This is a genomic window from Nonomuraea sp. NPDC049378, from assembly GCF_055586745.1.
On sequence record NZ_JBVJHP010000001.1, the window covers coordinates 606,761 to 630,690 of the forward strand.

The 23,930-nt window shown below is 70.8% G+C and carries 22 protein-coding genes; 16 read left to right on the forward strand and 6 right to left on the reverse strand.

What is annotated here, in order from left to right; translation table 11 throughout:
- The 7 genes from ACZ6SA_RS02700 to ACZ6SA_RS02730 all read left to right on the forward strand — a co-directional run bounded on the left by ACZ6SA_RS02700 (position 1) and on the right by ACZ6SA_RS02730 (position 6,845).
- Positions 1–1,806, forward strand: coding sequence for an NAD(P)H-dependent oxidoreductase subunit E (locus ACZ6SA_RS02700; RefSeq protein WP_347641761.1), 1,806 nt, complete (start codon positions 1–3; stop codon positions 1,804–1,806).
- A complete protein-coding gene (locus tag ACZ6SA_RS02705) occupies positions 1,803–2,645 on the forward strand; it encodes a 2Fe-2S iron-sulfur cluster-binding protein (RefSeq protein WP_347641760.1) in 843 nt (280 codons plus the stop codon). The genes ACZ6SA_RS02700 and ACZ6SA_RS02705 overlap by 4 nt, the downstream gene beginning before the upstream one ends.
- Entirely contained in the window at positions 2,638–3,471 is an 834-nt protein-coding gene (fdhD, locus tag ACZ6SA_RS02710; RefSeq protein ID WP_347641759.1) for a formate dehydrogenase accessory sulfurtransferase FdhD, read from the forward strand. Before ACZ6SA_RS02705 ends, fdhD begins: the two co-directional genes overlap by 8 nt.
- A 446-nt stretch (positions 3,472–3,917) precedes the next feature.
- Positions 3,918–4,808: a metal ABC transporter substrate-binding protein gene (locus ACZ6SA_RS02715; protein WP_347641758.1), complete on the forward strand. Its 891-nt coding sequence runs from the start codon at positions 3,918–3,920 to the stop codon at positions 4,806–4,808.
- Positions 4,805–5,587, forward strand: a complete 783-nt coding sequence (locus tag ACZ6SA_RS02720) for a metal ABC transporter ATP-binding protein (protein ID WP_465826271.1) — start codon at positions 4,805–4,807, stop codon at positions 5,585–5,587. The genes ACZ6SA_RS02715 and ACZ6SA_RS02720 overlap by 4 nt, the downstream gene beginning before the upstream one ends.
- On the forward strand, positions 5,584–6,459 hold the full coding sequence (locus ACZ6SA_RS02725) for a metal ABC transporter permease (protein WP_443150329.1): 876 nt from the start codon (positions 5,584–5,586) through the stop codon (positions 6,457–6,459). Before ACZ6SA_RS02720 ends, ACZ6SA_RS02725 begins: the two co-directional genes overlap by 4 nt.
- Positions 6,456–6,845 carry a Fur family transcriptional regulator gene (locus tag ACZ6SA_RS02730; RefSeq protein ID WP_347641756.1) on the forward strand — a complete coding sequence of 130 codons (390 nt, stop codon included), beginning with the start codon at positions 6,456–6,458 and terminating at the stop codon, positions 6,843–6,845. Before ACZ6SA_RS02725 ends, ACZ6SA_RS02730 begins: the two co-directional genes overlap by 4 nt.
- On the opposite strand, the gene ACZ6SA_RS02735 is transcribed toward ACZ6SA_RS02730, so the two are convergent.
- Positions 6,785–7,702 (reverse strand): DMT family transporter, encoded by a 918-nt coding sequence (locus ACZ6SA_RS02735; protein ID WP_347641755.1) that lies wholly within the window; start codon positions 7,700–7,702, stop codon positions 6,785–6,787. The genes ACZ6SA_RS02730 and ACZ6SA_RS02735 overlap by 61 nt on opposite strands.
- 71 nt (positions 7,703–7,773) lie before the next feature.
- On the opposite strand from ACZ6SA_RS02735, the gene ACZ6SA_RS02740 reads away from it, so the two are divergent.
- Positions 7,774–8,322: a CGNR zinc finger domain-containing protein gene (locus tag ACZ6SA_RS02740; RefSeq protein ID WP_347641754.1), complete on the forward strand. Its 549-nt coding sequence runs from the start codon at positions 7,774–7,776 to the stop codon at positions 8,320–8,322.
- 4 nt (positions 8,323–8,326) lie between these two features.
- Here the strand turns inward: ACZ6SA_RS02740 and ACZ6SA_RS02745 are convergent, their stop codons facing one another.
- Positions 8,327–9,100, reverse strand: coding sequence for an isoprenyl transferase (locus ACZ6SA_RS02745; protein WP_347620120.1), 774 nt, complete (start codon positions 9,098–9,100; stop codon positions 8,327–8,329).
- The gene (recO, locus tag ACZ6SA_RS02750; RefSeq protein ID WP_347769542.1) at positions 9,097–9,831 is read right to left on the reverse strand and encodes a DNA repair protein RecO; all 735 of its coding nucleotides are present in this window, start codon (positions 9,829–9,831) and stop codon (positions 9,097–9,099) included. Before recO ends, ACZ6SA_RS02745 begins: the two co-directional genes overlap by 4 nt.
- A gap of 150 nt (positions 9,832–9,981) precedes the next feature.
- Between recO and ACZ6SA_RS02755 the strand changes: the two genes are divergently transcribed.
- The 3 genes from ACZ6SA_RS02755 (at position 9,982) to ACZ6SA_RS02765 (ending at position 13,913) form a co-directional block, all read left to right on the forward strand.
- Positions 9,982–11,550, forward strand: coding sequence for a CDP-alcohol phosphatidyltransferase family protein (locus ACZ6SA_RS02755; protein ID WP_347641752.1), 1,569 nt, complete (start codon positions 9,982–9,984; stop codon positions 11,548–11,550).
- Positions 11,547–12,269, forward strand: coding sequence for a DUF5941 domain-containing protein (locus ACZ6SA_RS02760; protein WP_347641751.1), 723 nt, complete (start codon positions 11,547–11,549; stop codon positions 12,267–12,269). Before ACZ6SA_RS02755 ends, ACZ6SA_RS02760 begins: the two co-directional genes overlap by 4 nt.
- Positions 12,270–12,509: 240 nt before the next feature.
- On the forward strand, positions 12,510–13,913 hold the full coding sequence (locus ACZ6SA_RS02765; RefSeq protein WP_347641750.1) for a glycoside hydrolase family 16 protein: 1,404 nt from the start codon (positions 12,510–12,512) through the stop codon (positions 13,911–13,913).
- Positions 13,914–14,031: 118 nt separating this feature from the next.
- On the opposite strand, the gene ACZ6SA_RS02770 is transcribed toward ACZ6SA_RS02765, so the two are convergent.
- Positions 14,032–16,383, reverse strand: a complete 2,352-nt coding sequence (locus ACZ6SA_RS02770; RefSeq protein WP_465826274.1) for a GH1 family beta-glucosidase — start codon at positions 16,381–16,383, stop codon at positions 14,032–14,034.
- Between the two features lie 91 nt (positions 16,384–16,474).
- Here ACZ6SA_RS02770 and ACZ6SA_RS02775 point away from each other — a divergent pair, with 91 nt between their 5' ends.
- The 3 genes from ACZ6SA_RS02775 to rocD all read left to right on the forward strand — a co-directional run bounded on the left by ACZ6SA_RS02775 (position 16,475) and on the right by rocD (position 19,099).
- A complete protein-coding gene (locus ACZ6SA_RS02775) occupies positions 16,475–16,960 on the forward strand; it encodes an Lrp/AsnC family transcriptional regulator (protein WP_347641748.1) in 486 nt (161 codons plus the stop codon).
- Positions 16,961–17,084: 124 nt separating this feature from the next.
- On the forward strand, positions 17,085–17,882 hold the full coding sequence (ddaH, locus tag ACZ6SA_RS02780) for a dimethylargininase (protein WP_465826275.1): 798 nt from the start codon (positions 17,085–17,087) through the stop codon (positions 17,880–17,882).
- 2 nt (positions 17,883–17,884) lie between these two features.
- A complete protein-coding gene (gene rocD / locus ACZ6SA_RS02785) occupies positions 17,885–19,099 on the forward strand; it encodes an ornithine--oxo-acid transaminase (protein WP_465826276.1) in 1,215 nt (404 codons plus the stop codon).
- Between the two features lie 4 nt (positions 19,100–19,103).
- Here rocD and ACZ6SA_RS02790 read toward each other — a convergent pair whose 3' ends face one another.
- Positions 19,104–20,657 (reverse strand): alkaline phosphatase D family protein, encoded by a 1,554-nt coding sequence (locus tag ACZ6SA_RS02790; RefSeq protein ID WP_465826278.1) that lies wholly within the window; start codon positions 20,655–20,657, stop codon positions 19,104–19,106.
- 217 nt (positions 20,658–20,874) lie between these two features.
- Here ACZ6SA_RS02790 and ACZ6SA_RS02795 point away from each other — a divergent pair, with 217 nt between their 5' ends.
- Positions 20,875–22,152 carry a Glu/Leu/Phe/Val family dehydrogenase gene (locus ACZ6SA_RS02795; RefSeq protein ID WP_443150320.1) on the forward strand — a complete coding sequence of 426 codons (1,278 nt, stop codon included), beginning with the start codon at positions 20,875–20,877 and terminating at the stop codon, positions 22,150–22,152.
- Positions 22,153–22,326: 174 nt separating this feature from the next.
- Here ACZ6SA_RS02795 and ACZ6SA_RS02800 read toward each other — a convergent pair whose 3' ends face one another.
- A complete protein-coding gene (locus tag ACZ6SA_RS02800; protein ID WP_347641743.1) occupies positions 22,327–22,773 on the reverse strand; it encodes a MarR family winged helix-turn-helix transcriptional regulator in 447 nt (148 codons plus the stop codon).
- A 49-nt stretch (positions 22,774–22,822) separates the two neighbouring features.
- Between ACZ6SA_RS02800 and ACZ6SA_RS02805 the strand changes: the two genes are divergently transcribed.
- Positions 22,823–23,902: a substrate-binding domain-containing protein gene (locus ACZ6SA_RS02805; protein ID WP_347641742.1), complete on the forward strand. Its 1,080-nt coding sequence runs from the start codon at positions 22,823–22,825 to the stop codon at positions 23,900–23,902.
- Positions 23,903–23,930 lie beyond the last annotated feature (28 nt).

Consider the following 23,930-nt stretch of genomic DNA (forward strand, 5'->3'; position numbering starts at 1 on the left):
ATGGATCTGAGATTTCGTGGTGCGGAGCCGTCCGAGGAGGAGCGCGCGGCGGTCGACGCCCTGCTCGGGCCGCCCGCCTCCGCCTGGGACGGCGGCTCGCGGACCGCGGCCGACCTGCGCTTCGCCGCCCGCGCCGAGGCCGCCCGCGACCAGCTGCTGCCGGCGCTGCACGCGGTCAACGACCGGGTCGGGTGGATCAGTGAGGGGGCGCTGGAGTACATCTGCCGCCGCCTGACGATCCCGCCGGCCGAGGCGTACGGCGTGGCGACGTTCTACGCGCTGTTCTCCGTGAAGCCCAGGTCGACGCGGATGTTGCACGTCTGCACCGACCTGGCCTGCCAGGCGAAGGGCGCGGAGTCCGTACGCCGGCGCGTCGAGGACCACTTCGGCCCGGCGGGCACGTCGTGGCAGGAGAGCCCCTGTCTGGGGATGTGCGAGCGGGCCCCGGCCGCGCTCGCCCTTGAGGCGGGCACGCCGCCCGTGGCGCAGGTGTACGCCCCCGCCACCCCCGACACGATCACCACCATGGCCGAGGCGCCGCCGAGCTCCAACGGGAGCACGCCGAGCGTCAAGGTCACCGGTGAGACCCCAGAACGGGCGGCGGTGCCGCAGGCCGGGCAGGACGGGTTGCTCCTGCTCAGGAGAATCGGCGCCGTCGACCCGGCCAGCCTGGACGACTACCGGGCGGCCGGCGGCTACACCGCGCTCAGGCGGGCGTTCGACCTCGGCCCCGCGGGAGTGATCCGCGAAGTGCTGGAGTCGGGCCTGGTCGGCAGGGGTGGCGCGGCGTTCCCGACGGGACGCAAATGGGACGCCACGGCCCGCCAGCCGGACCACCCCCACTACCTGGTCTGCAACGCCGACGAGAGCGAGCCGGGCACGTTCAAGGACCGGGTCATCATGGAGGGCGACCCGTACGCGCTGGTCGAGGCCATGACGATCGCCGCCTACGCCACCGGCTGCGCCAAGGGATACCTCTACATCAGGGGCGAATATCCCCGGGCGGTCGCGCGGCTCCAGCACGCGATCGCGACCGCCCGCGCGCGGGGCCTGCTCGGCGACGACATCCTCGGCAAGGGCCTGTCCTTCGACATCGAGCTGAGAAGGGGCGCGGGCGCCTACATCTGCGGCGAGGAGACCGCGATCTTCAACTCGATCGAGGGGCAGCGGGGCGAGCCGCGCAGCAAACCGCCGTTTCCGGTGGAGAAGGGGCTGTTCGGCAAGCCGACCGTGGTCAACAACGTCGAGACGCTGGTCAACGTGCTGCCGATCCTGGAGAACGGGGCGCAGGCGTACGCGGCGGCCGAGCCGAAGCTGTTCTGCGTCTCGGGCGCGGTGGAACGCCCCGGCGTGTACGAGCTGACGTTCGGCGCCACGCTGCGCGAGCTGCTCGACCTGTCCGGCACCACCGGGACGACCAGGGCGGTGCTGCTCGGCGGCGCGGCCGGCGCGTTCGTCACCGACCTGGACATCCCGCTCACCTTCGAGGGCACCAGGGCCGCCGGCGCGACGCTCGGCTCCGGCGTGGTGCTCGTCATCGACGACGGCGTCGACCTCAAGAGCCTGCTGCTGCGCATCGCGGAGTTCTTCCGCGACGAGTCGTGCGGCCAGTGCGTGCCCTGCCGGGTGGGTACGGTACGCCAGGAGGAGGCTCTGCACCGGCTGTCGAGCCGGGTGGACGACGACGATCTCGTGCTGCTGCGCGAGGTCGGCCAGACCATGCGTGACGCCTCCATCTGCGGCCTCGGACAGACCGCCTGGAACGCCGTCGAATCAGCAATCGACCGCCTGGGAGTTTTCAGATGATCCCGCTCCAGCCGCCCCGCCGGCTCATCGACGTCGAGATCGACGGCGAGCCCGTACGGGTGCCAGAGGGCTCGACGATCCTCGACGCGTGCGCCGCGGCGGGCAAGGACATCCCGACGCTCTGCTACGGCGACACGCTCACCCCGAAGAACGCCTGCCGGGTCTGCGTCGTGGAGGTGGAGGGCGCGCGGACGCTGGCGCCCGCCTGCTCCAGGAAGGCCGAGAAGGGCATGAAGGTCGGCACCGACACCGAGCGCGCCCGGCAGAGCCGCAAGGTCGTGCTGGAGCTGCTCGGCTCCTCGGTGGACATGTCGACCACCCCGAGGGCGGCCGAGTGGACGGAGGAATATGCCGCCGACCCGGCCAGGTTCGGCGACGACGCCGCCACCGTCGAGCAGCCCGCCAAGGTCGACAACGAGCTCTACGTACGCGACTACAGCAAGTGCATCATGTGCTACAAGTGCGTGGACGCCTGCGGCGACCAGTGGCAGAACACCTTCGCCATCGGCGTCGCGGGCCGGGGCTTCGACACGACGATCTCCACGGAGTTCGACGCCCCGCTCACCGACTCGGCCTGCGTCTACTGCGGCAACTGCGTCGAGGTGTGCCCCACGGGCGCGCTGTCGTTCAAGACCGAGTTCGACATGCGGGCCGAGGGCACCTGGGACGAGACGAAGCAGACGGAGACGACGACGATCTGCAGCTACTGCGGGGTCGGGTGCAACCTGACCCTGCACGTGCAGGACAACAAGATCGTCAAGGTGACCTCGCCGCACGACAACCCGGTCACCAAGGGCAACCTCTGCGTCAAGGGCCGTTTCGGGTACGGCTATGTCTAGGGTCTCCGTCAAACGCCGCATCCTGCGGGTGAAGGACACCGCCCGCACGCGCAAGATCGACTCGCTGGCCGCCGAGGAGCCGCTGGAGATCCGGCTCAACGGCACGCCGCTGACGGTCACCATGCGCACGCCCGGCGACGACTTCGACCTGGCCGCCGGCTTCCTCGTCAGCGAGGGGGCCGTGGGCTCGCCGGACGACATCGCCACGATCCGCTACTGCGCGGGCGCGACGGTGGACGGCGGGAACACGTACAACGTGCTCGACGTGCGGCTCGCACCAGGCGTCCCGGCGCCGGAGCCGCGCAACTTCTACACCACCTCCTCCTGCGGCGTCTGCGGCAAGGCGTCGCTGGAGGCGGTGCGCACCGTGGCCCGCTGGAGCGCCGGCGACGACCCCGTCGAGCTGACGCAGCCGGTGATCACGTCCCTGCCGCTGCGGCTGCGGGCGGCCCAGCGGGTCTTCGACAGGACCGGAGGGCTGCACGCGGCCGGCCTGTTCACGGCCGGCGGCGAGGCGCTGTGCGTGCGCGAGGACGTGGGCCGCCACAACGCCGTCGACAAGCTGCTCGGCTGGGCGCTCAGGAACGGGCGGCTGCCGCTGCGCGGCACCGTCCTGATGGTGTCGGGCAGGGCGTCGTTCGAGCTGGTGCAGAAGGCGGTCATGGGGGGCGTCCCCGCGCTCGCCGCGGTGTCCGCGCCCTCCTCGCTCGCGGTCGAGCTGGCCGCGGAGGAGGGGCTGACGCTCATCGGTTTCCTCCGCGGCGACTCGATGAACGTCTACGCGGGCGAGCACCGGCTGGCCGAGGAGGCCCTGCTCCCCGACTGAACCCCGTTTCCGCGAGGCGCCGGGCGAACGCGCGCCTCGCGGAACGGGGCCGCGAACGTCGCTCAGGGCGCCGGCAACGGCTCTGCCGGCGCACGACCACTGGGGCGACCGCGGGATGCCGAGCGGCGTGCCTGGGCCCCCAGCCGCCGTCCGGCATCCTGTGTTCATGGCCCTGTTCATGGCCTCCACTCCGTGGAGGCGGGCTCGGTCGCCAGACGCCGCCACCTGCCCCCGCTCTGGTCGCCCTGCTCAGGGCCTCACTCCTTGAGGCGGGCTCCCTCGCAGCTCCCGACGCTCCTCCAGGTGACGGCACTCCCTCGCGGACTTGCGCCCTCCGGGGCGCTGGGTCGCAGATTTTGACAATCATTTTCATTCTGCCGCATACTGGATGCATGATTTCAGGATTTTCCCGGTCTTGTGCTGCGCGTTTGCTGGCGGGAGCCGCGTTGATCACCACCGCCGCGTGCGGCGCCGGCTCGGCCACCACCGCGGCGGAGGGCGGCAAGCCCGAGGTGGTCGCCGCCATCTACCCGCTCCAGTGGCTGGCCGAGCAGGTCGGGGGATCCGACGTCCAGGTGACGAGCCTGACCGCGCCCGGCGTCGAGCCGCACGACCTCGAGCTGGGCATCCAGCAGGTCACGGCGATCAGGAACGCCGCGCTCACCGTCTATGTCAAGGGCGTCCAACCGGCCGTGGACGACGCCGTGGAGCCCGACACGAGCTTCGACGCCGCCACCGCCGTCAAGACGATCCCTTCCGGCGAGCACGCCGAGGAGCACGCCGAGGAGGGCGCCGAGGAGCACGCCGAGGAGCACGGCCACGAGGTCGCCTACGACCCGCACCTCTGGCTCGACCCGTCCCGCCTGGCCACCGTCGCCACGACGCTGGGCGAGCGGCTGGCCGCCGCCGACGCCCCGCACGCCGAGGCGTACCAGGACCGCGCCGCCAAAACGGCCGCCGCGCTGGGCACTCTCGACCAGGAGCTCGCCGAGGGCCTGCGCACGTGCGAGACCAGGACGCTGGTCACCGCGCACTCGGCGTTCGGCTACCTCGCGGACCGCTACAAGCTCAAGCAGGTCGGCATCACGCTCGACCCCGAGACCGAGCCGTCGCCCACCCGCATCTCCGAGGTGGCCAAGCTCGCCAAGGCCGAAGGCGTGCGCACGATCTTCACCGAGACCCTGGTCAGCCCGAAGGTCGCCGAGGTGCTCGCGAGCCAGGTCGGCGCGGAGACGGCCGTGCTCGACCCGCTGGAGAGCAAGCCCTCGGGCGACTACCTGTCCGCCATGCGCGATAACCTCAAAACCCTACAAACAGCACTGGGGTGTACGGCATGAGCGAAACGGCCTTCGCGATGACCGGCGGCCGGGTCTCCTTCGAGGGCAAGCCCGTCCTGCGGGGGATCGACCTGACCGTCCGTCCCGGGGAGGTCGTCGCCCTTCTGGGCGCCAACGGCTCGGGCAAGTCCACGCTGGTCCGCGCGCTGCTCGGCCTCACGCCGCTGTCCGGCGGCTCGACCCTGGTGTACGGTTCGCCACCGGCCAGGTTCCGCGACTGGTGGCGCATCGGCTACGTGCCGCAGCGGCTGCACGTCGGAGGCGGCGTGCCCGCCAGCGTACGCGAGGTCGTGGCCTCGGGCCGGATCGCCAGGCAGAGCCGGTTCCGCAGGACGAGCGCGGCCGACAGGGCCGCCGTGGCGAGCGCGCTGGAGGCCGTCAGGCTGGCCGACCGCGAAGGTGACCCCGTCCAGTCGTTGTCCGGCGGCCAGCAACAGCGGGTGCTCATCGCCCGCGCGCTGGCCGGGGAGCCGGACACGTACGTGATGGACGAGCCGACCGCGGGCGTGGACGCCGAGACCCAGAAACTGCTCGCCGACACGCTTTCCGCGCTGGTGCTGGAGGGCAGGACGGTGGTGCTGGTCGCGCACGAGCTCGGCCCGCTGGAGCCGATCATCACGCGCGGCGTCGTGATCCGCGAGGGCCGGATCGCTCACGACGGCAGGCCGCCGCGGCCCGAGGGCGACTGCGCGCGGCCGGGGCACGAGCACCAGCACCCGCACGCGGCCGTCGAGCCGGGCGCGGGGCCGCTCACGGGGTGGCAGGGGGACCCACGATGATCATTGAGCTGCTTCAGGAGGAGCTCTTCCAGCTCGCGCTCGTCGCGGCGCTGCTGGTGGGGCTCTGCGCGCCCGCGGTCGGCACGTTCATCGTGCAGCGCCGGCTGTCGCTGCTCGGCGACGGCATCGGCCACGTGGCCCTGACGGGCGTGGCGCTGGGGTTCCTGACCGGCACCGCTCCGGTGCTGACCGCGGTGATCGTGTCCGTGCTCGGCGCCGTGGCCATCGAACTGGTCAGGGCACGCGGCCGCACCAGCGGCGACGTGGCGCTGGCGCTGCTGTTCTACGGCGGGATCGCGGGCGGTGTCATGCTCATGGGCATCGCGCCGGGCGGCAGCACCACCAAGCTCAACTCCTACCTGTTCGGCGCCATCGCCAGCGTCACGCCCGAGGACATCTGGATCATCGCCGCGCTGGCCGCCGCCGTGATCGCGGTCGTGGTGATCTTCGGCAGGGAGCTGTTCGTGCTCTGCCAGGACGAGGAGATGGCCAGGGCCAGCGGCCTGCCCGTGCGCTTCCTCAGCCTGCTGATCGCCGTCACGGCGGCGCTCACCGTCGTCATCGCCATGCGCGTGGTCGGCCTGCTGCTGGTCAGCGCGCTGATGGTGATCCCGGTGGCGACCAGCCAGCAGTTGACGCGGGGATTCCGCACGACGATGCTGCTGGCCATGCTGTTCGGGGTGCTCGCCTCCGTGGGCGGCCTGCTCGCCTCCACCTACTCGGCCAAGGTCCCTCCAGGAGCCGCGATCGTGCTTCTTGCGCTCGCCGGCTTCGTCCTGGCCCTCGGTGTCGGTAGATTCGTACGGCGAGGCCGGACCCAGGAGTCACCATTGAGCGAGCGACCGAAGTTGCGCGTCGAGGAGGTCGCATGACGACGAGACGCGATGCCGTCCACGACACCCTCCGCAGGAGCGAGGGGTTCCGCAGCGCGCAGGACGTCTATGCCGAGATGCGCCTCCACGGCGCCAAGATCGGCCTGACCACGGTCTACCGCGCGCTGCAGGCGCTGGCCGACGGCGGTCAGGTCGACGTGCTGCGCACCGACGACGGCGAGTCGGTCTACCGCGCCTGCGCGAGCGACACCCATCACCACCACCTGGTGTGCCGCCGCTGCGGCCGCACCGTGGAGGTCGACGGCCCCGCGGTCGAGCGCTGGGCCGAGATGGTCGGCTCGGAGCACGGCTTCACCGACATCACTCACACGGTCGAGGTCTTCGGCACCTGCTCGTCCTGCTCCACCTCGGTCAGGACGGGCTGAGCGCGGCGAGAGCCGTAGAGGACCCCGAGCACGATCACCGCGCAGCCCGTGAGCTGCATGACCGACGGGCGCTCCCCCAGCGCCAGCGCGGAGATCCCCACGGTCGTCATGGGCTGGATCAGCAGCAGCAGCGCCGTGAGCGCGGCGGGCTGGCGCGGCAGCGAGAACGTGATCAGCGACCACCCGAGCACCTGCGGCCCGAGCGCGAGCAGCAGCAGCCATCCGTGCGCGGGCCAGTCCGGCGTGAAGTCAGCGCCCCCGAACACCGGGCTGAGCAGCGCGATCGTCGCGGCGGTCACCACGGTCGCGTGCGCCAGCGGGCCCGCGCCACGATCCGGCCCGGCCTTCATCAGCAGCAGGAACACCGCGTACGACAGCGACGTGGCCACCCCCGCGAGCACCCCCATCATGGGGTCGCTGCCGTAGGCCGCGCTGTCGAACACCCCGGAGATCAGCACCACGCCGCCGAACACCACCGGCGTCCCGACCATCAGCCGGGGGGACGGCCGCTCCCCGAACACCGCCCAGGCGGCGAACGCCACGATGAACACCTGCAGGTTGCCCAGCACGGTCGCCAGCCCCGCGCCCACGTACTCGATCGCGTGGTGCCAGAACAGCAGGTCGAGCGCGAACACAGCCCCCGCGGAATAGGCCAGCAGGAGCGCCTTGCGCGGCATCGGCCCCAGCCTGCGCCGCTCCAGCCAGGCCAGCACGAGCATCGGCGGCACGGCGTACGCGCAGCGGAAGAACGCGGAGGTCGCGGGTGACACGTCCGCCATGCGGACCATGGGACCGGAGGTGGAGATGATGAGCGCTCCGGCGATCGCGACCATGACGATACGCCGATGTGCACTCACGGAAACCCCCGGGACCCCGAGCAAGAGATACGCTGCGACAACGCTAGATCCCGGCGCGTACAGGAGTCAACATGCCGTTTGGCCATGACATGGTGCATTCGCTGGCCACCGTTGTCGAGCTGGTCAACACCTCGCCCTCCACCGGCGGCGAGGAGGGCCTGGCCGGCCTGGCCGAACTGCAGGCGTTCGTGGAGTCCCGCCAGATCAGCGGCGTGAGCCGGCTCACGGCCCGCGACCTCGGCCAGGTGCGGATGGTGCGGGAGGCGTTCCACCGCGTCTTCACCGCCACCGACCAGCCGACCGCGGTCCGCACGTTGAACGCGCTGCTGTCGGAGACGCGCATCACGCCCAGGCTCACGGAGCACGACGGGCACCCGCTGCACGTGCACTATTTCGCCGCCGACGCGGCGCTGGCCGAGCACGTGGCGGCCGACTGCGGGGTGGCGCTGGCCCACCTGCTGGTCGAGGGCGAGGCCGAACGCCTGCGCACGTGCGCGGCACCCGACTGCGACCGGGTGTTCGTCGACGAGTCCCGCAACCGCTCGCGCGTCTACTGCGACAGCCGCACGTGCGGCAACCGTATGCACGTCGCCGCCTATCGCGCCCGCCGCCGCGCCTGAGCCGCTAGACCTGGTTGGGCAGCGCCCCGCCGTAGCGGCGGTCGCGCTTGGCGTAGATCTCGCACGCCTCCCACAGGTCCCTGCGGTCGAAGTCGGGCCAGAGCCGGTCGAGGAACACCATCTCGGCGTAGGCCGACTGCCACAGCAGGAAGTTGGAGAACCGCTGCTCGCCCGACGACCGTACGAACAGGTCGACCTCGGGGATCTCCGGCTCGTCGAGATAGCGGGCGAAGACCTTCTCGTTGACCTTGGACGGCTTCACCCGCCCGGCCGCGATGTCCTCGGCCATCCGGACCGCCGCATCGACGATCTCGGCCTGACCGCCGTAGTTGACGCAGAACTGCAGTGTCAGCGTACGGTTGGCGACGGTCATCTCCTCAGCCGTCTGCAGCTCGGAGATGACGCTCTTCCACAGCCGCCCGGGCCGGCCGGCCCAGCGCACGCGCACGCCCATGGCGTTGAGCTCGTCGCGACGGCGCCGGATGACGTCGCGGTTGAAGCCCATGAGGAAACGCACCTCGTCGGGCGAGCGCTTCCAGTTCTCCGTCGAGAACGCGTACGCGCTCAGATAGGGGATGCCCAGCTCGAGAGCTCCCTCGATGACATCGAACAGCGAGGATTCGCCTGCTTTGTGCCCCTCGGTGCGCGGCAACCCCCGCGCCTTGGCCCAGCGGCCGTTGCCGTCCATGACGATCGCGACGTGCCGGGGCACCAGCTCCCGCGGGATCGGCGGCGGTGTCGCGCCTGACGGATGGGGGGACGGTGGTCGGACGTTCACGCGGGCTCCCTTTCGACGTGTCGGAGAGAGCGTATGCCGTGTTCGAGGTGCCACTGCAGATAGGCGGCGACAAGACCGCTGCACTCGCTGCGATGGCGCGACTCGGAGGCGTCGGCCAGGGCCCAGTCACCGCGCAGCAGCGCGGCCATGAGCCCGATCGTCTCTCCGGCGGGCACGACGGACCCGGACGGCTTGCACGCCCCGCACACCACGCCGCCGGCGACGATGGCGAACGCCCTGATCGCCGGGGCCCGGCACCGGGCGCACGCGTCGAGCACGGGGGCGTAGCCGGCCACGGCCAGGGAACGCAGGAAATAGGCGTCCAGCACCAGTCTGGCCTCGTGATCCCGGTCGGCGAGCGTGCGCAGCCCGCCCACCAGGAGCAGGAACTGCCGCAGCGCCGGCTCCTTCTCCCCGTGCGTCAGCCGGTCGGCGGTCTCCAGCATCGCGGTGCCCGCGGTGTAGCGCGGGTAGTCGGCGGCCAGCGCCTCTCCGTAGGGCCTCAGCGTCTCCGCCTGGGTGACGACGTCGAGGGTGCGCCCGGTGTGCAGCTGCAGGTCGACATGGGTGAATGGCTCGAGTCTCGCCCCGAAACGCGACGTCGTGCGGCGCACGCCCTTGGCCACCGCGCGGATTTTGCCGGTGCGCTTGGCCAGAATGGTGACGATGCGGTCGGCCTCACCGAGTTTCTGTGTACGCAGGACCACGCCTTCGTCACGGTAGAGACTCACTCGGACATCTTACGGCCACTCTCGGTACCGACGGGCGAACGTTACGGGCATGCTCTGTTGACGCGACTTTGCGTAACCCTCACTAGACTTTGACGCCTGTCCCCGCATCACCCGTTGTTCAACCCCCCGCAATCGCCTCGAAAGGGAGACATGACCCGCGTGGTCCTGCTGGGCGCCTCGCCCGGCCCCGAAACCTCTCCGACCGGCCTGAGGCTGGCCGCGCTTACCGGCAACCCCACCGTGGCCGAACGACTACGCAGCCAGGTCACCTCCATGGATCCGCGGCCCGCCACCATCGAGTCAGGCGATGTGGCCGCCGCCCTGCGAGCCCTGGCCGATGTCGCCGCATCAGCAACGGAAAACCTCTTCATCATCCCGACCAACTCCGTCGTCCACGACGAGCTGATCTACCAGATCACCAAGTCCAAGCGCGGGGCGCTGGCGCTCGTCGCGAAGGAGCCGCGCTACGGGATCACCGAGGAGGCGCAGGAGGACACCGGTCAGGAGGACAACGGCCAGGAAGACAGCGACGACGAGCCCGCTACGGAGGGGCGCGTCCCGATCGCGGAGGCGGAGCCGGAGATCGGCTACGAACGCCTCGAAGGCCTGCCCGTGCGCGCCCGCATCGGCAAGTCCAACCGCATCGTCTCGGTGGGCACCGCCCACCACGCTGTCACCAGGCCCAACGCGGCGCTGCTCGGCCCGCTGCACGTGAGCGCGCGCAACGCGCCCGTGCTGGCCGAGACCTGCCGCGAGCTGGCCGAGATCGCCCACCGCTTCGGCGATGACGACGACCTGGTGCAGCTCATCGTGTTCGGCCTGGTGCGCAACGGCGTGTCGGTCGGCATCCGCGGCCGCCGCGATCTGTTCTACCGCCGGGTCACCACCCAGGAGGAGGTCAACGAGGCGGGCGCCGAGATGACCGGCATGGACGAAGACCGCTCCAGGCTCAACAACGCGGTCAAGGGCGCCGACGGCTTCTTCACCACCTACTTCGTCTCCACCTACTCCCGCTTCATCGCCCGCTGGGCGGCCAGGCGCGGGCTGACGCCCAACCAGGTCACGCTGATCTCGATCGCGCTCGGCGTGGCCGCGGCCGCGTGCTTCGCCACGGGCGATCGCCCGTGGATGGTGGCGGGCGGGATCCTGATCTACTTCGCGTTCGTCTTCGACTGCGTCGACGGGCAGGTGGCCCGCTACGCCCGCAAGTTCGGCGTGCTCGGTGCATGGCTGGACGCCACGTTCGACCGGTTCAAGGAATACGTGGTCTTCGCCGGGCTGGCCATCGGCTGGGTGGTCTCCGGCAACAGCGAGGACATCTGGATCCTGGCGCTGGCCGCCCTCGGCCTGCAGTCGGTGCGCCACCTGCTCGACTTCTCCTTCGGCATCTCCAACCGCCGCAAGCCACCGGCCAAGCTGCCCACCCTGGCGCTCGACGCGCCCGACGACCGCGATCTGCGCGAGGCGCTGACGCGTCGCAAGGTCGAGCGCAACCAGGGCGTGCGGGGCGTGCTCAAGCTGTGGAGCAAGGCGGGCAAGAACCGCGCCGTCCACTGGGCGCGTAAGATGATCGTCTTCCCCATCGGCGAGCGGTTCGCGGCCATCGCGATCACCGCCGCCCTCTTCGACGCCCGGATCACCTTCCTCACCTTGGTGATCTGGGGCTCCGTCGCCGCCATCTACACCCTCACCGGACGCCTCATGAGGTCGCTCGTATGATCACCCAACCGCAGGCCATGGCCACCCCCACGCCGGACCCCGACGAGGAACGCCGCCGCATCCAGACCGCCCGTCTGCTCGCCTACCGCGACGACGGCCCGCTCGCCCACGCGCTGGCCGGCAAGATCGGCAGGGGCCTGCCGCCCGTGCCCGCCACGCTCGTCGCCCTGCTGGCGATCGTCGGCCTCGTCGTCGCCGGCGTGCTGGAGGCGGGCCCGATCCTGCTCCTGCCCGTGGCGATCATGCTGCTGCTGGTGCTGCCCACCGCGCCGCGCGACCACCTGGGCCGCTTCGACTGGCTGACCCCGCCGCTGCTGCGGGGCACCGAGTTCCTCACCATGATCGCCATCGGTCTCGCGGCCGACGCGCCGAGGTGGCTGCTGTTCGTGCTGGTGTACGTCGTGGGCTACCACACCTACGACACCGTCTACCGCACCCGCCAGAGCATCTGGCCGCCCGCCTGGGTGTTCCACGCGGGACTCGGATGGGAGCTGCGCCTGATCATCATCGGCGCCGGAGCCGCGCTAGGAGCGCTGACCCCGGTGCTGGCGGTGCTGACGGCCTACCTGTTCGTCCTGTTCGCGGTGGAGAGCGTGACGAGCTGGGTCCGCCTCGACAAGTCCACCGCCCAGTCCGCCGACGCCGAGCAGGACCTTGAGGCCTCCCCGGAAGAGGCGATGGAGCAGGCACAGGCCAACGGCGAGACCGCCAAGGGCTGACCCGGTGAGATCCGCGGCACCGCCGTGCGCGCGGTGCCGCGGATCTCACCGGCGCGACCGCCGTGGACCTGCTGCACGGCGTACGGCACGAGTCGCAACGAGAGCGCTCTCTAGAAGCTCTCCGGTCGGCGCCTACCCGAGGGTGGGGTGCCCGTGCCCTGATCGTTGACAGTTCTCAGGTGCTGTGTTCACATCGTTGAGAGAGCGCTCTCTCGCATCCAACCCCCCTACGGAGCGATGATGACAACAGCAAACAGGCACCGGCGCCGCCTGGCGGCCGTGGCCGTGGTGCTCACCGCACTCACCGGGCTGCTCGTCCAGATGACCGCCGGCGCCTCGGCCTCCGTGCCGTCCACGCCGTCCGGCTGGTCACTGGTCTGGTCGGACGACTTCGACGGCCCCGCCAACACCCTGCCCTCATCGAACAACTGGATCATCGACACGGGGCACGCGTACCCCGGCGGCCCGGCCAACTGGGGCACCGGCGAGATCCAGAACTACACCTCCAGCACCTCCAACCTCAGCCTCGACGGCTCGGGCAACCTGCGCATCACCCCGCTCCGCAGCGGCTCCGGCGAGTGGACCTCGGCCCGCATCGAGACCAGGCGATCCGACTTCAAGCCCGCCGACGGGCGCATCCTGCGCATCGAGGGCCGCATCCAGATGCCGAACGTGACCGGCAACGCCGCCCTCGGCTATTGGCCGGCGTTCTGGGCGCTCGGGTCGCCGTACCGGGGGAACTACTGGAACTGGCCGGGGATCGGCGAGTTCGACATCATGGAGAACGTCAACGGCCTCAACTCCGTCTGGGCCGTGCTCCACTGCGGCGTCGCCCCCGGCGGGCCGTGCGAGGAGAACAACGGCCTCGGCGCCAGCCGCGCCTGCCCCGGCTCGTCGTGCCAGTCGGGCTACCACACCTACCGCTTCGAGTGGGACCGCAGCGTCAGCCCCAACCAACTGCGCTGGTACGTGGACGGCCAGCTGTTCCACAGCCTCAGCCAGTCCCGGTTCGACGCCACGACCTGGAACAACATGACCGGTCACGCCGGCTACTTCCTGCTGCTCAACGTGGCGATGGGCGGTGCGTTCCCCAACGGCGTGGCCGGCTTCGGGACCCCCACGGGTGACACCGTGCCCGGCAGGCCGATGATGGTGGACTACGTCGCGGTCTGGCAGAGCGGCACGGGCGGCGGCGACCCCGACCCCGACCCGACCGACCCGCCCGGCGACGTCGACGCCCGCTCCACCATCCAGGCCGAACGCTACAACGCCCAGTCGGGCACCATGGTCGAGACGACCACCGACTCGGGCGGCGGCCAGAACGTCGGCGGCATCTCCAACGGCGACTGGCTCCGCTTCGACGGGGTGCGGTTCGGCTCGCAGGCCGCCCGCCAGTTCAAGGCCAGGGTGGCGTCCGGGGCGGGCGCCGGGGTCAGCGGGCTGGTGCAGGTGCGGCTCGACAGCCCCACGGCCACGCCCATCGGTGACTTCGCCGTGGGGAACACCGGCGGATGGCAGAGCTGGCGCACCATCCCGGCCAACATCTCCGGGGTGACCGGGACGCACACGGTCTACCTCACCTTCAGCAGCGGCCAGCCGGCCGACTTCGTCAACGTCAACTGGTTCACCTTCTCCACCTCCTGACCGCCCTGCGGGCCCGTACGCGGGTGAACCCCGTGCGTACGGGCCCGCCCCGGCCGGCAGGCCCACCGCTTCGACGTACGGCGATATGGGCGCGGCACGCGCCCGAAGAGGGCAGGCGTCAGGTGGAGTCCCTGACCACGAGCCGGGCCGGGAGCACGACGGACGTGACGTGGCGGCCCTCCAGGCGCGACAGCAGGAGCCGGGCGAGCGCGAGGGCCTGGTCGGCGACGGGGACGCGCACGGTGGTGAGCGGCGGGGTGGTGGCCGAGGCGGCGTCGACGTCGTCGAAGCCCGCGATCGCCAGGTCGTCCGGCACCCGCCGCCCGGTCTCCCGCGCCGCCCGCAACGCCCCGATGGCGAGCTGGTCGCCGGCCGCGAAGATCGCGTCCAGTGACGGGTTGTCGCCGATGAGCCGGCGCGCGGCCGCCGCGCCGGACGCGCGGGTGAGGTCGCCGGCCGGGGCCAGGATCGGACTCATGCCGGCGCGGTGGAGAGCCGCCCGGTGACCGGCGAGGCGGTCCTGGACGGAGGTCAGGTCCATGGGGCCGCAGATCATGCCGATGTGGCGGCGCCCGCGCGCGATGAGGTGCTCGGTGGCGGCCGCCGCTCCCCCGGCGTTGTCGACGTCCACGTACGGCACCAGCGACGTGACCGCGGGTTTCCCGAGCAGCACGATCGGCACACCGGTCCGCGAGAGCCGCTCGGCCAGGGTGTCGGCCCGGTCGGGCGGCAGGAGCACGACGCCGTCCGCCAGCCGCGCCTCCACGTGGGAGGCGATGCGGCGGTGGCTCTCGGCGGTGTCGGCCAGCATGAGCGTGATCTGCTTGCCCGCGCCCTCCAGCATGCTGGTGACGTACTGGACGACGGCCGCGGTCAGCGGATCGCCGCCCTGCCTGGGCACCGACAGGACGAGGGCAACCGTGTTGGTGCGCCTGGTGACCAGGCTGCGGGCGGCGGCGTTGGGCACGTAGCCGAGCTCTCTGACGACCCGCATCACCGTCGCGCGCACCTCGGAGCTCACCGAGCTCTCTCCGTTGACGACGCGCGAGACCGTGGCTCTGGAGACGCGGGCACGGGCGGCCACGGTCTCCAGGGTGGGCCGCCTGGGGCGGGTCTCGGTCAGGCCGTTGCGCGCGATGACGTCCTTATACCACCGGGCGCTGTCCTTCGGACGGCGTTTCTGGGTGGCGAAGTCCACGTGCACGAGGCCGAACTTGCGCTGGTAACCGTCGGCCCATTCGAGGTTGTCGAGCAGCGTCCAGACGAAGTATCCGCGGACCCTGGCGCCGTTCTCGATCGCGGATCTCAGGGCGCGCAGGTGCTCCTCGATGAAGCTGATCCTGTCGACGTCGTGAATGCCGTCGCCGGTCACCACGTCGACGAAGTCGGCGCCGTTCTCGGTGATCATCAGGTCGGTTTCCGGATATTCCCGCGAAAGGCGGCCGAGCAGCTGGGAGAGGCAACCGGGCACGATGGGCCAGCCCATGGCGGTGACCGCCGTGGGCACCGTGCAGAAGAGCACGCCCTCGCTTCCCGGGAAAGCCGGATCGGCGGGTTCGCTGGGCTGCGCCTGCACCACCAGCGGCGCGTAGTAATTGACGCCGATCAGATCGATGGGCCGGGCGATGACGTCGAGGTCGCCGTCGCGGACGTGGCCGAGCCCCGCGTGGCGCTCGATGAGCGGGATCAGGTCGGCGGGGTAGGCGCCGCGCAGCATCGGGTCGAGGAACTGCCGGTTCGCCAGGGCGTCGATCCTGGCCACGGCCTCGGCGTCCTCCTCGCTCAACTCCCTGCCGGCGTCGCTCACCTGGGCGGGCGTCAGCACGGGTGAGATGTTGACGACGGCGCCCACCTTGGCGGCTCCGGCGGCGCGCAGCGCCTGAACGGCCAGCCCGTGGGCGAGCAGCAGATGGTGGGCGCTGCGGAAGGCGTCGGCCGCCGACGTCCTGCCGGGCGCGTGAACGCCGGAGCCATATCCGAGAAAGGCCGCCACCCACGGTTCGTTCACCGTGAACCACGTGTCGACCCGGTCACCGAGCCGCTCGTGAACGGCCGCGGCGTAATCCGCGAAATGGCGGGCGGTGTCGCGGACCGGCCAGCCGCCCTGGTCCTCCAGCACCTGCGGCAGGTCCCAGTGATAAAGGGTCGCATAGGGCGTGATGCCCGCGGCGAGCAACTCGTCGAGCAGTCGATCGTAGAAGTCGAGCCCGGCCGTGTTCACCTTTCCGCAGCCGTCGGGAATCACCCTCGCCCAGCTCACCGAGAAACGGTAGGCGGCTATTCCGAGGTCTTTCATCAACCGCACGTCCTCGGTATGGCGGTGGTAATGGTCGCACGCCTCGGCACGGTCGGCGGAGAAGCCGTCCCAGATGGACGGGCCGCGGCCGCCGGCGGTCGTGGCCCCCTCGATCTGGAAAGCGGAGGTCGACACTCCCCAGACGAAACCCTCGGGGAAACTCGCTGCGCTCATCGTGGTGAAACCCTCCGGACACGGTTCGGGCGCCCAGTGTCCCGCGCGCCGCACGTCGCGCGCCAGCCTGGCCAGGCTGTATACAGAGCGCGTGGAACTGGACCGGCTTGATCGTGACATCATCGCGGCGCTCGTCGACGACGCCCGTGCGACGTACGCGGACATCGGTGATCACGTGGGGCTGAGCGCGTCGGCGGTCAAGCGCCGGGTCGACCGGCTGCGCGCTACGGGGGCGATCACCGGGTTCAGCGCGCGGGTGGCGCCCCAGGCGCTGGGCTGGACGACCGAGGCCTACGTGGAGCTGTTCTGCCAGGGCAAGACCAAGCCGTCGGACATCGCGCTGGCCGTGGCCAAGTTCCCCGAGGTGGTGGGCGCCGCCACGATCACCGGCGAGGCCGACGCGCTGCTGCACATCCGGGCGACGGACGTCCGCCACGTGGAGCGGGTGATCGAGCGCATCGCGGCGGAGACGTTCGTGGTGCGGACCAAGAGCGTCATCGTGCTCTCCAGGCTGGTCGACGCACCGCCTGGCACCACCGTGCCCCAACCGCGCAACGGACCGTCCACCGACGCCTGAAAGACGCAACAGACCTGCGCATATACGCAATGTCGACCTCTTGGCCGCCATGACGGGCGGTTCCTAGGCTGGCTGCGTCCCTCCAGAGCGGGATTTTCCCTGGTCAACGATGATGGAGCGCTGCATGCCCAAACACTTCCTCATGTGCCGCCCTGAGTTCTTCGCCGTCGAATACAGCATCAATCCGTGGATGCGCCCCGAAGCCGGCGCGTCCCGCGACATCGCGGTTCGGCAGTGGGAAGGCCTCAAAGCCGCATACGAGGAACTCGGCCATCGCGTCAGCCTGATCGACCCGATCGACGGGCTGCCCGACATGGTGTTCGCCGCCAACGGCGCGCTGGTCGTCGACGGGCGCGTCTACGGCGCCAGGTTCGCCTACCCGCAGCGCGGTCCCGAGGGCCCGGCCTATCTGCGCTGGTTCGCCGACCGCGGATATCCGGCGCACGAGCCGCAACACGTCAACGAGGGCGAGGGCGACTTCCTCGCGCTCGACGAGATCATCCTCGCCGGCACGGGCTTCCGCACGGACGTGCGCGCCCACCAGGAGGCACAGGAGATCCTGGGCCGGCCGGTGATCTCGCTGACCCTGGTCGACCCGCGCTTCTACCACCTGGACACGGCGCTGTTCCCGCTGGACGGCCGGAACGTCGCCTACTACCCGCAGGCCTTCTCGCGGGGAAGCCGGGAGGTGCTGCGCCACCTGTTCCCCGACGCCGTCCTGGCGACCGCCCTGGACGCCGAGGTGCTCGGCCTGAACGCGGTCAGCGACGGCACCCACGTGGTGATCAACGCCGAGGCCTCCAACCTGCAGTTGGAGCTCAAGCGCCGAGGGTATGAGGTGCTCCCGGTCGACCTGTCGGAGCTGCGTAAGGCGGGTGGGGGCCCCAAGTGCTGCACACTGGAGATCAGGGGGGAGAACTGACCATGACCACCAGCGCAGAGCTGATCGAGATCAGCGAAAGCCGTAGTGCGCACAACTACCACCCACTGCCCGTGGTGATCCACGAGGCGCACGGAGCGTGGGTCACCGACGTCGAGGGCAAACGTTATCTGGACTGCCTGTCCGGCTATTCCTCGCTCAACTTCGGCCACGGCCACCCGAAGATCGTCGAGGCGGCGAGGGACCAGCTCGAACGGCTGACCCTGACCAGCCGCGCCTTCTACCACGACCAGTTCGCGCACTTCTGCGCCGGACTGGGCGACCTCACGGGCAAGGACATGGTCCTGCCCATGAACACCGGCGCCGAGGCCGTCGAGACCGCCATCAAGGTGGCGCGCAAGTGGGGCTACGAGGTCAAGGGCGTCGAGCCCGACCAGGCCAACATCATCGTGATGGAGAACAACTTCCACGGCCGCACCACCACGATCATCAGCTTCTCGACCGACGCCGACGCGCACGACGACTTCGGCCCCTACACGCCGGGCTTCAGGATCGTGCCCTACGGCTCGGCCGAGGCGATCAGGCAGGCCGTCGACGCCAACACGGTCGCCGTGCTCGTCGAGCCCATCCAGGGCGAGGCCGGGGTGCTGGTCCCGCCGGACGGCTACCTGACCGAGGTCAGGGAGTTGTGCTCGGCCGGCGGGATCCTGATGATCGCCGACGAGATCCAGTCAGGGCTGGGCCGCACCGGGCGGACGTTCGCGTGCGACGTCGAAGGGGTCGTGCCCGACATCTACGTCCTGGGCAAGGCCCTCGGCGGCGGCGTCGTACCGGTGTCGGCCATCGCGGCCGACCGCGACGTGCTCGGCGTCATCCACCCCGGCCAGCACGGGTCCACGTTCGGCGGCAACCCGCTGGCGTGCGCGGTGGGCATCGCCGTCATCGAGCTGTTGAACACCGGCGAGTTCCAGGCCAGGGCCACCAAGCTCGGCGAAACTCTGCACGCCCGGCTGCGCGGCCTGCTCGGCAAGGGTGTCTCCGAGATCCGCGGGCGTGGGCTGTGGGCGGGTGTGGACATCGAGCCGTCGCTGGCCACCGGGCGCGAGGTGTCGAAGGCGATGCTGAGGCGCGGCGTGCTGGTCAAGGACACGCAAGGATCCACGATCCGGCTGGCTCCGCCGATCGTCGTCTCCGAGGACGACCTGATCTGGGGGATCGACCAGCTCACCGATGCTCTCTACGCCTTGAAGGAGCGGTAGGGACTCAGCCCACGCGTACGGATTCGATCGGCTTTATGGCGTCGTCGCGCGACTCGTACCAGGTCAGCGTGCCGGGGAGGGTCAGGGTGGCCACCGCGTTCTGGAACCAGGGGCCCTTGACGATCCGCCATCGGAAGGGCGCTCTCGGGATGCCCCCCGACCGCGCCAGCAGGCCGCCCACCAGCGTGGCCAGACCGAACTGGGTCAGCACGTTGGCCCAGCGCAGCACCCGGCTGAGCGGGTTGCGGATCGGCGAGCACACGACCTGGTAGATCGGCCCGGTGTTGGCCTTGGCGAGGTAGGAGTAGTGCACGTCGCCGGAGAGGATCAGCACGGGCTTGCCGAGTTTGATCAGCATCCCGGCCAGGTCTTCGAACGAGCGGCGGAACGCCGCCCAGTGCTCCAGGTCGACGGCCTGCCGGAGCATCTCGGACCACCTGGCCACCAGGCGGCCCCACTTGCCGTCGCACAGGGCCTCGTTCCAGTTCTGTACGCCGTGGACGCCCTCGGGCAACAGGAACGGGATCGACGAGCCGATGATCAGCCGCTCGGCCGGGCGGGTGACCTGCTCCTCCAGCCAGGCCCACTCGTCGGGGTCGAGCATGCGGCGGTCGCCGGGCGTGAGCTGCCTGGCGCACCGCGTGTCGACCATGATCAGGCGGGTGTCGCCGAGGTCGCGGGCGTAGCTCCAGCGGTTGCTGCTCGGCTCGGTGTCGGCCCTGTCGGCGAACGCGTCGAGCGCGTCCCCGGTGTCGCCGTCGCCGCTCAGCAGCTTCTGCAGGAGCGGGTCCGCCGCGCGCTCGGCCGGTGACAGATTGCCGAGGTGCTGGTAGACGTAGTAGGCCCCGAGCCCTGCGACGACCCGGCGGCGCCACCACGGTGTCCTGGCCATCTGCTCGCGCCAGGTCTTCGAGGTGTTCCAGTCGTCGCGCACGTCGTGGTCGTCGAAGATCATCGCGGTCGGCACGGTGGACAACACCCAGCGGATGTCGGGGTCGGTCCACGCCTGGCGGTAGAGCTCGGCGTATTCCTCGAAGTCGGCGATCTCCCCCTGCGGTTCGGTGTCCCTTCGCGACCTGATGTAGTCCAGGACCTCGGGCGACGGGCTGTCGGCGTAGACCTGGTCGCCGAGGAACAGCAGCAGGTCGGGCCACTCCTCGTCGCCGGCCTGCGCGAGGTGGGTGCCGAGCTCGCTCAGCATGTCGTAGCCGTGCGTGATCACGTGTGTGGCGTCGTGGGGCACGCTGGTGCGGCACGAGCCGAACATCAGCTTGCGCACCCCTTCGGCGGGCAGCAGCCTGATCCGGCTGGGCGGGCGACCCGCCAGGGGCCATACGGCCTCCCCGTCGAGTGTGACGGAATAGGACCCGATATCCTGGGAGAGTCCAACGAGATCCACGATCGCGTAGTGGTGTCCGTGCACGGTGAAGGTAGGCGACCGGTAAGCCCTGCCGTCCGCTTCGACGGTGACCGTGCAGGGGTCGGCGGTCTCCACCCAGATCGAGGCGCTGTCACGATCGACATAACGCAGCATCGGCCCCACCACGAGTGCGGGCATTCCACTCCTTCAGATCGACGATTCGGCATACATCCGCTCGTAAGCCTGCCAGAGTGGCGCCGCTCGTGGCACCTCGGTCACCGGCTTGGACTTCTTCCAAGTCCTAGGCAAGTCCAAACCCCTCGCCTATAGGATGATCGTAACAACATCGCCCAAAGTGGAAGGCAATGGCGCCTTTCCTGCAAAAAGGGCGTAAATACCAGGAGGAAACTCTTCAATGAGCATCATGGTGCCGTCAACGACGCCGGCCCTGATCACACCGGGCCGCCAAGCGCTCGACTCCGCTCTCCACCAGCTCGACCAGGCCGCCGAGCAGCTCGGGCTCGACGACGGGCTCCGCACTATGCTGGCCACGCCCCGCCGCTCCCTGACCGTCTCGGTCCCGGTGCGGCGCGAGGACGGACGGCTCGACGTCGTCCAGGGATACCGGGTCCAGCACAACGTCTCACGCGGCCCCGCCAAGGGCGGGCTCCGGTTTCATCCCAGCACCGACATCCACGAGGTCACCGCGCTCGCGATGTGGATGACGTGGAAGTGCGCGCTGGTCGGCATCCCGTACGGCGGCGCCAAAGGCGGCGTGGCCGTGGACCCGGCCGGGCTCACCACCCGCGAGCTCGAACGGCTGACCCGTCGCTACGTCAACGAGATCCTGCCGCTGATCGGCCCGGAGAAGGACATCCCCGCGCCCGACGTCGGCACCGACGAGCAGACGATGGCGTGGGTCATGGACACCTACAGCGTCAACGCCGGCTACTCCGTGCCCGGCGTGGTCACCGGCAAGCCGATGACGCTGGGCGGCTCGCTCGGCCGTGCGGGCGCGACCTCGCGCGGCGTGCAGATCGCGGCGCTGGCCGCGCTGGGCGGCTCGCCCGAGGGCGTGACCGTGGCCGTGCAGGGCTTCGGCAAGGTGGGCGCGCTGGCCGCACAATACCTGTCCGACGCCGGCTGCAAGGTCGTGGCCGTCTCCGACGTCACGGGCGCCGTCTACGCGAGCAGCGGCCTCGACATCGCCCGGCTGCGCGCCTGGGCCGCCGAGGAGGGCGGCGTGCACGGCTACCGCCACGCCGACGCCCTGGCCCGCGACGACCTGTTCGAGCTGGACGTCGACGTGCTGGTCCCGGCCGCGCTGGAAGGCGCGATCACCGAGGCCAACGCGCCGAGGATCCGGGCCAGGCTGATCGTCGAGGGCGCCAACGGGCCCACCACGCCGCAGGCCGACGAGATCCTCGCCGCCTCCGGCACCACGGTCGTGCCCGACATCCTGGCCAACGCGGGCGGGGTGATCGTGTCCTACCTGGAGTGGGTCCAGAACATGCAGGCCTACTCCTGGAGTTCCGGCGAGGTCGAGCTCAAGCTGCGCGACCTCATGCAGGGCGCCTACTCCGAGGTGAAGTCGCTGGCCGCCGAACGCGGGCTGACGCTCAGGCAGGCGGCGCACGTCATCGGCGTGGGCCGGGTGGCCGACGCGCACCGGATGCGCGGGCTCTACCCGTGACGACCGGCAGCCGGCACGGCTGAGGACCGCCTCAGCGCGCCGGCACCACCGGAGGTCAAGGACGACCGCCGGCCAGAACGACCGGGGCCCGCAGTCCGGGGCGGGCCCCGGCTCCTGTGCTCACTTCCCTGGGCTCACTTCCCTGGGCTCACTCCCCGGACCTACGTCCCCGGCTCACTTCCTGAGCTCGGCGTAGTCGAGCGCGGCCACCAGGCCCTCGAGATCGCTCATGAGCCGTTCGGTGCGCTCGGCGCCGAACGCGACCGCGACGAGCCCGTGGTGCTCGGCCACCGCGCCGTCCACCCGCGCGAGCAGCTCGGCCCCCCGGTCCGAGACGAACACCGCCACCCGCCGCCGGTCGCCCTTCGACGGCCCGCGGTAGACCAGCGCCCGCTCGATCAGCCGGTCGATCGCCTTGGTCAGGGTCGGGTGGGGCATCAGCACGGCCGCGGCGAGCTCGCCCATCGAGTCGCCCCGCCCGTCGGCCAGCGCGCGCATGATGCGCCACTGCTCGACGGTGACGTCCTCGCCCGCCAGCGCGGCCGCCAGCCCTCGGTTGACGCTGCGCTCCGCGCGGCTCAGCAGATAGGCGAGCGAGGACCCGAGCCCGGAGGAGGTCATTGGAGGAGGTCCTTTCATCGGAGAGCTTGAAGGGAGGATACTCGTCGGCGTGGCGGCGACCGTCGATCCTCTCGAAGCGCGGCTCCTCCCGTCAGGTTCGATCAGGATCGGCCTGGTCGTGCCCGTGTCCGGGGTCCTCGGCCTGATGGGTCCCTGCGCGATCAACTGCGCCGTCCTGGCGGCGGAGGAGCTCAACGCCGCGGGCGGCATGCTGGGCAGGCCGGTCGAGCTGGTCCTCGTCGACGGCGGGCGGCCCGCGCGCCAGGTGGCGGCCGAGGTGTCCGAGCTGGTCAGGACCGGCACCGTGCAGGCCGTGGCGGGCGCCCACGCAAGTGACGTGCGGGTCGAGGTGGTGGCCGCGATCGCCGGGCGAGTGCCGTTCGTCTACGGGCCGCCGTACGAAGGCGGCGGGCACGCGCCGGGCGTCTACTTCCTCGGCGAGACCCCCGACCGGCAGCTCGCTCCGGGGATCGAGTGGCTGGTCGGGGCGCGCCGGGCACGCCGGTGGTTCCTGCTGGGCAACGACTACATCTGGCCGCGCCTGGTGCACGCGAGCGCCCGCCCGCTGTTGCGCGCGTCCGGCGCCACCGTGGTGGGCGAGAGCCTCGTGCCGTACGGCGACGCGGTGCGGCGGCTCGACCGGGTGGCGGCCGCCCGCCCCGACGCCATCCTGCTGACGCTGATCGGCAGCGACCTCGTGGACTTCAACCGCGCGTACGCGGCCGGCGGGCTCGGCGCGGCCCGGCTCTGCGGCGCGCTGGAGGAGCACGGGCTGCTGGGCATCGGCGGGGACGCCACGGGAGGGCTGTACGCGTCGATGGGCTACTTCCGCGACCTGCCGACCGAGGCCAGCCTCGGCTTCGCGCAGCGGTACGCCGCCCGCTTCGGCCCTGACGCTCCCATGCTGAACGCCCACGGCCAAGGCTGCTACGAGGCCGTCGCCATGCTGGCCGCCCTGTGCGCGCGGGCGGGGTCGCTGGCCGTGCCGGCGCTCGACGCGGTGGCCGACGGCACCACGATCACCAGCGCGCGCGGGACGCTCACCCTGCTCGGACGGCAGGTACGCCATCCCGTTCACCTCGGGAGGGCGGACGGCCTGGATTTCTTTCTAGAGAAACCTTTTCAATAGAAAGCTTTAGCTCTAAGGTGCGAAACGC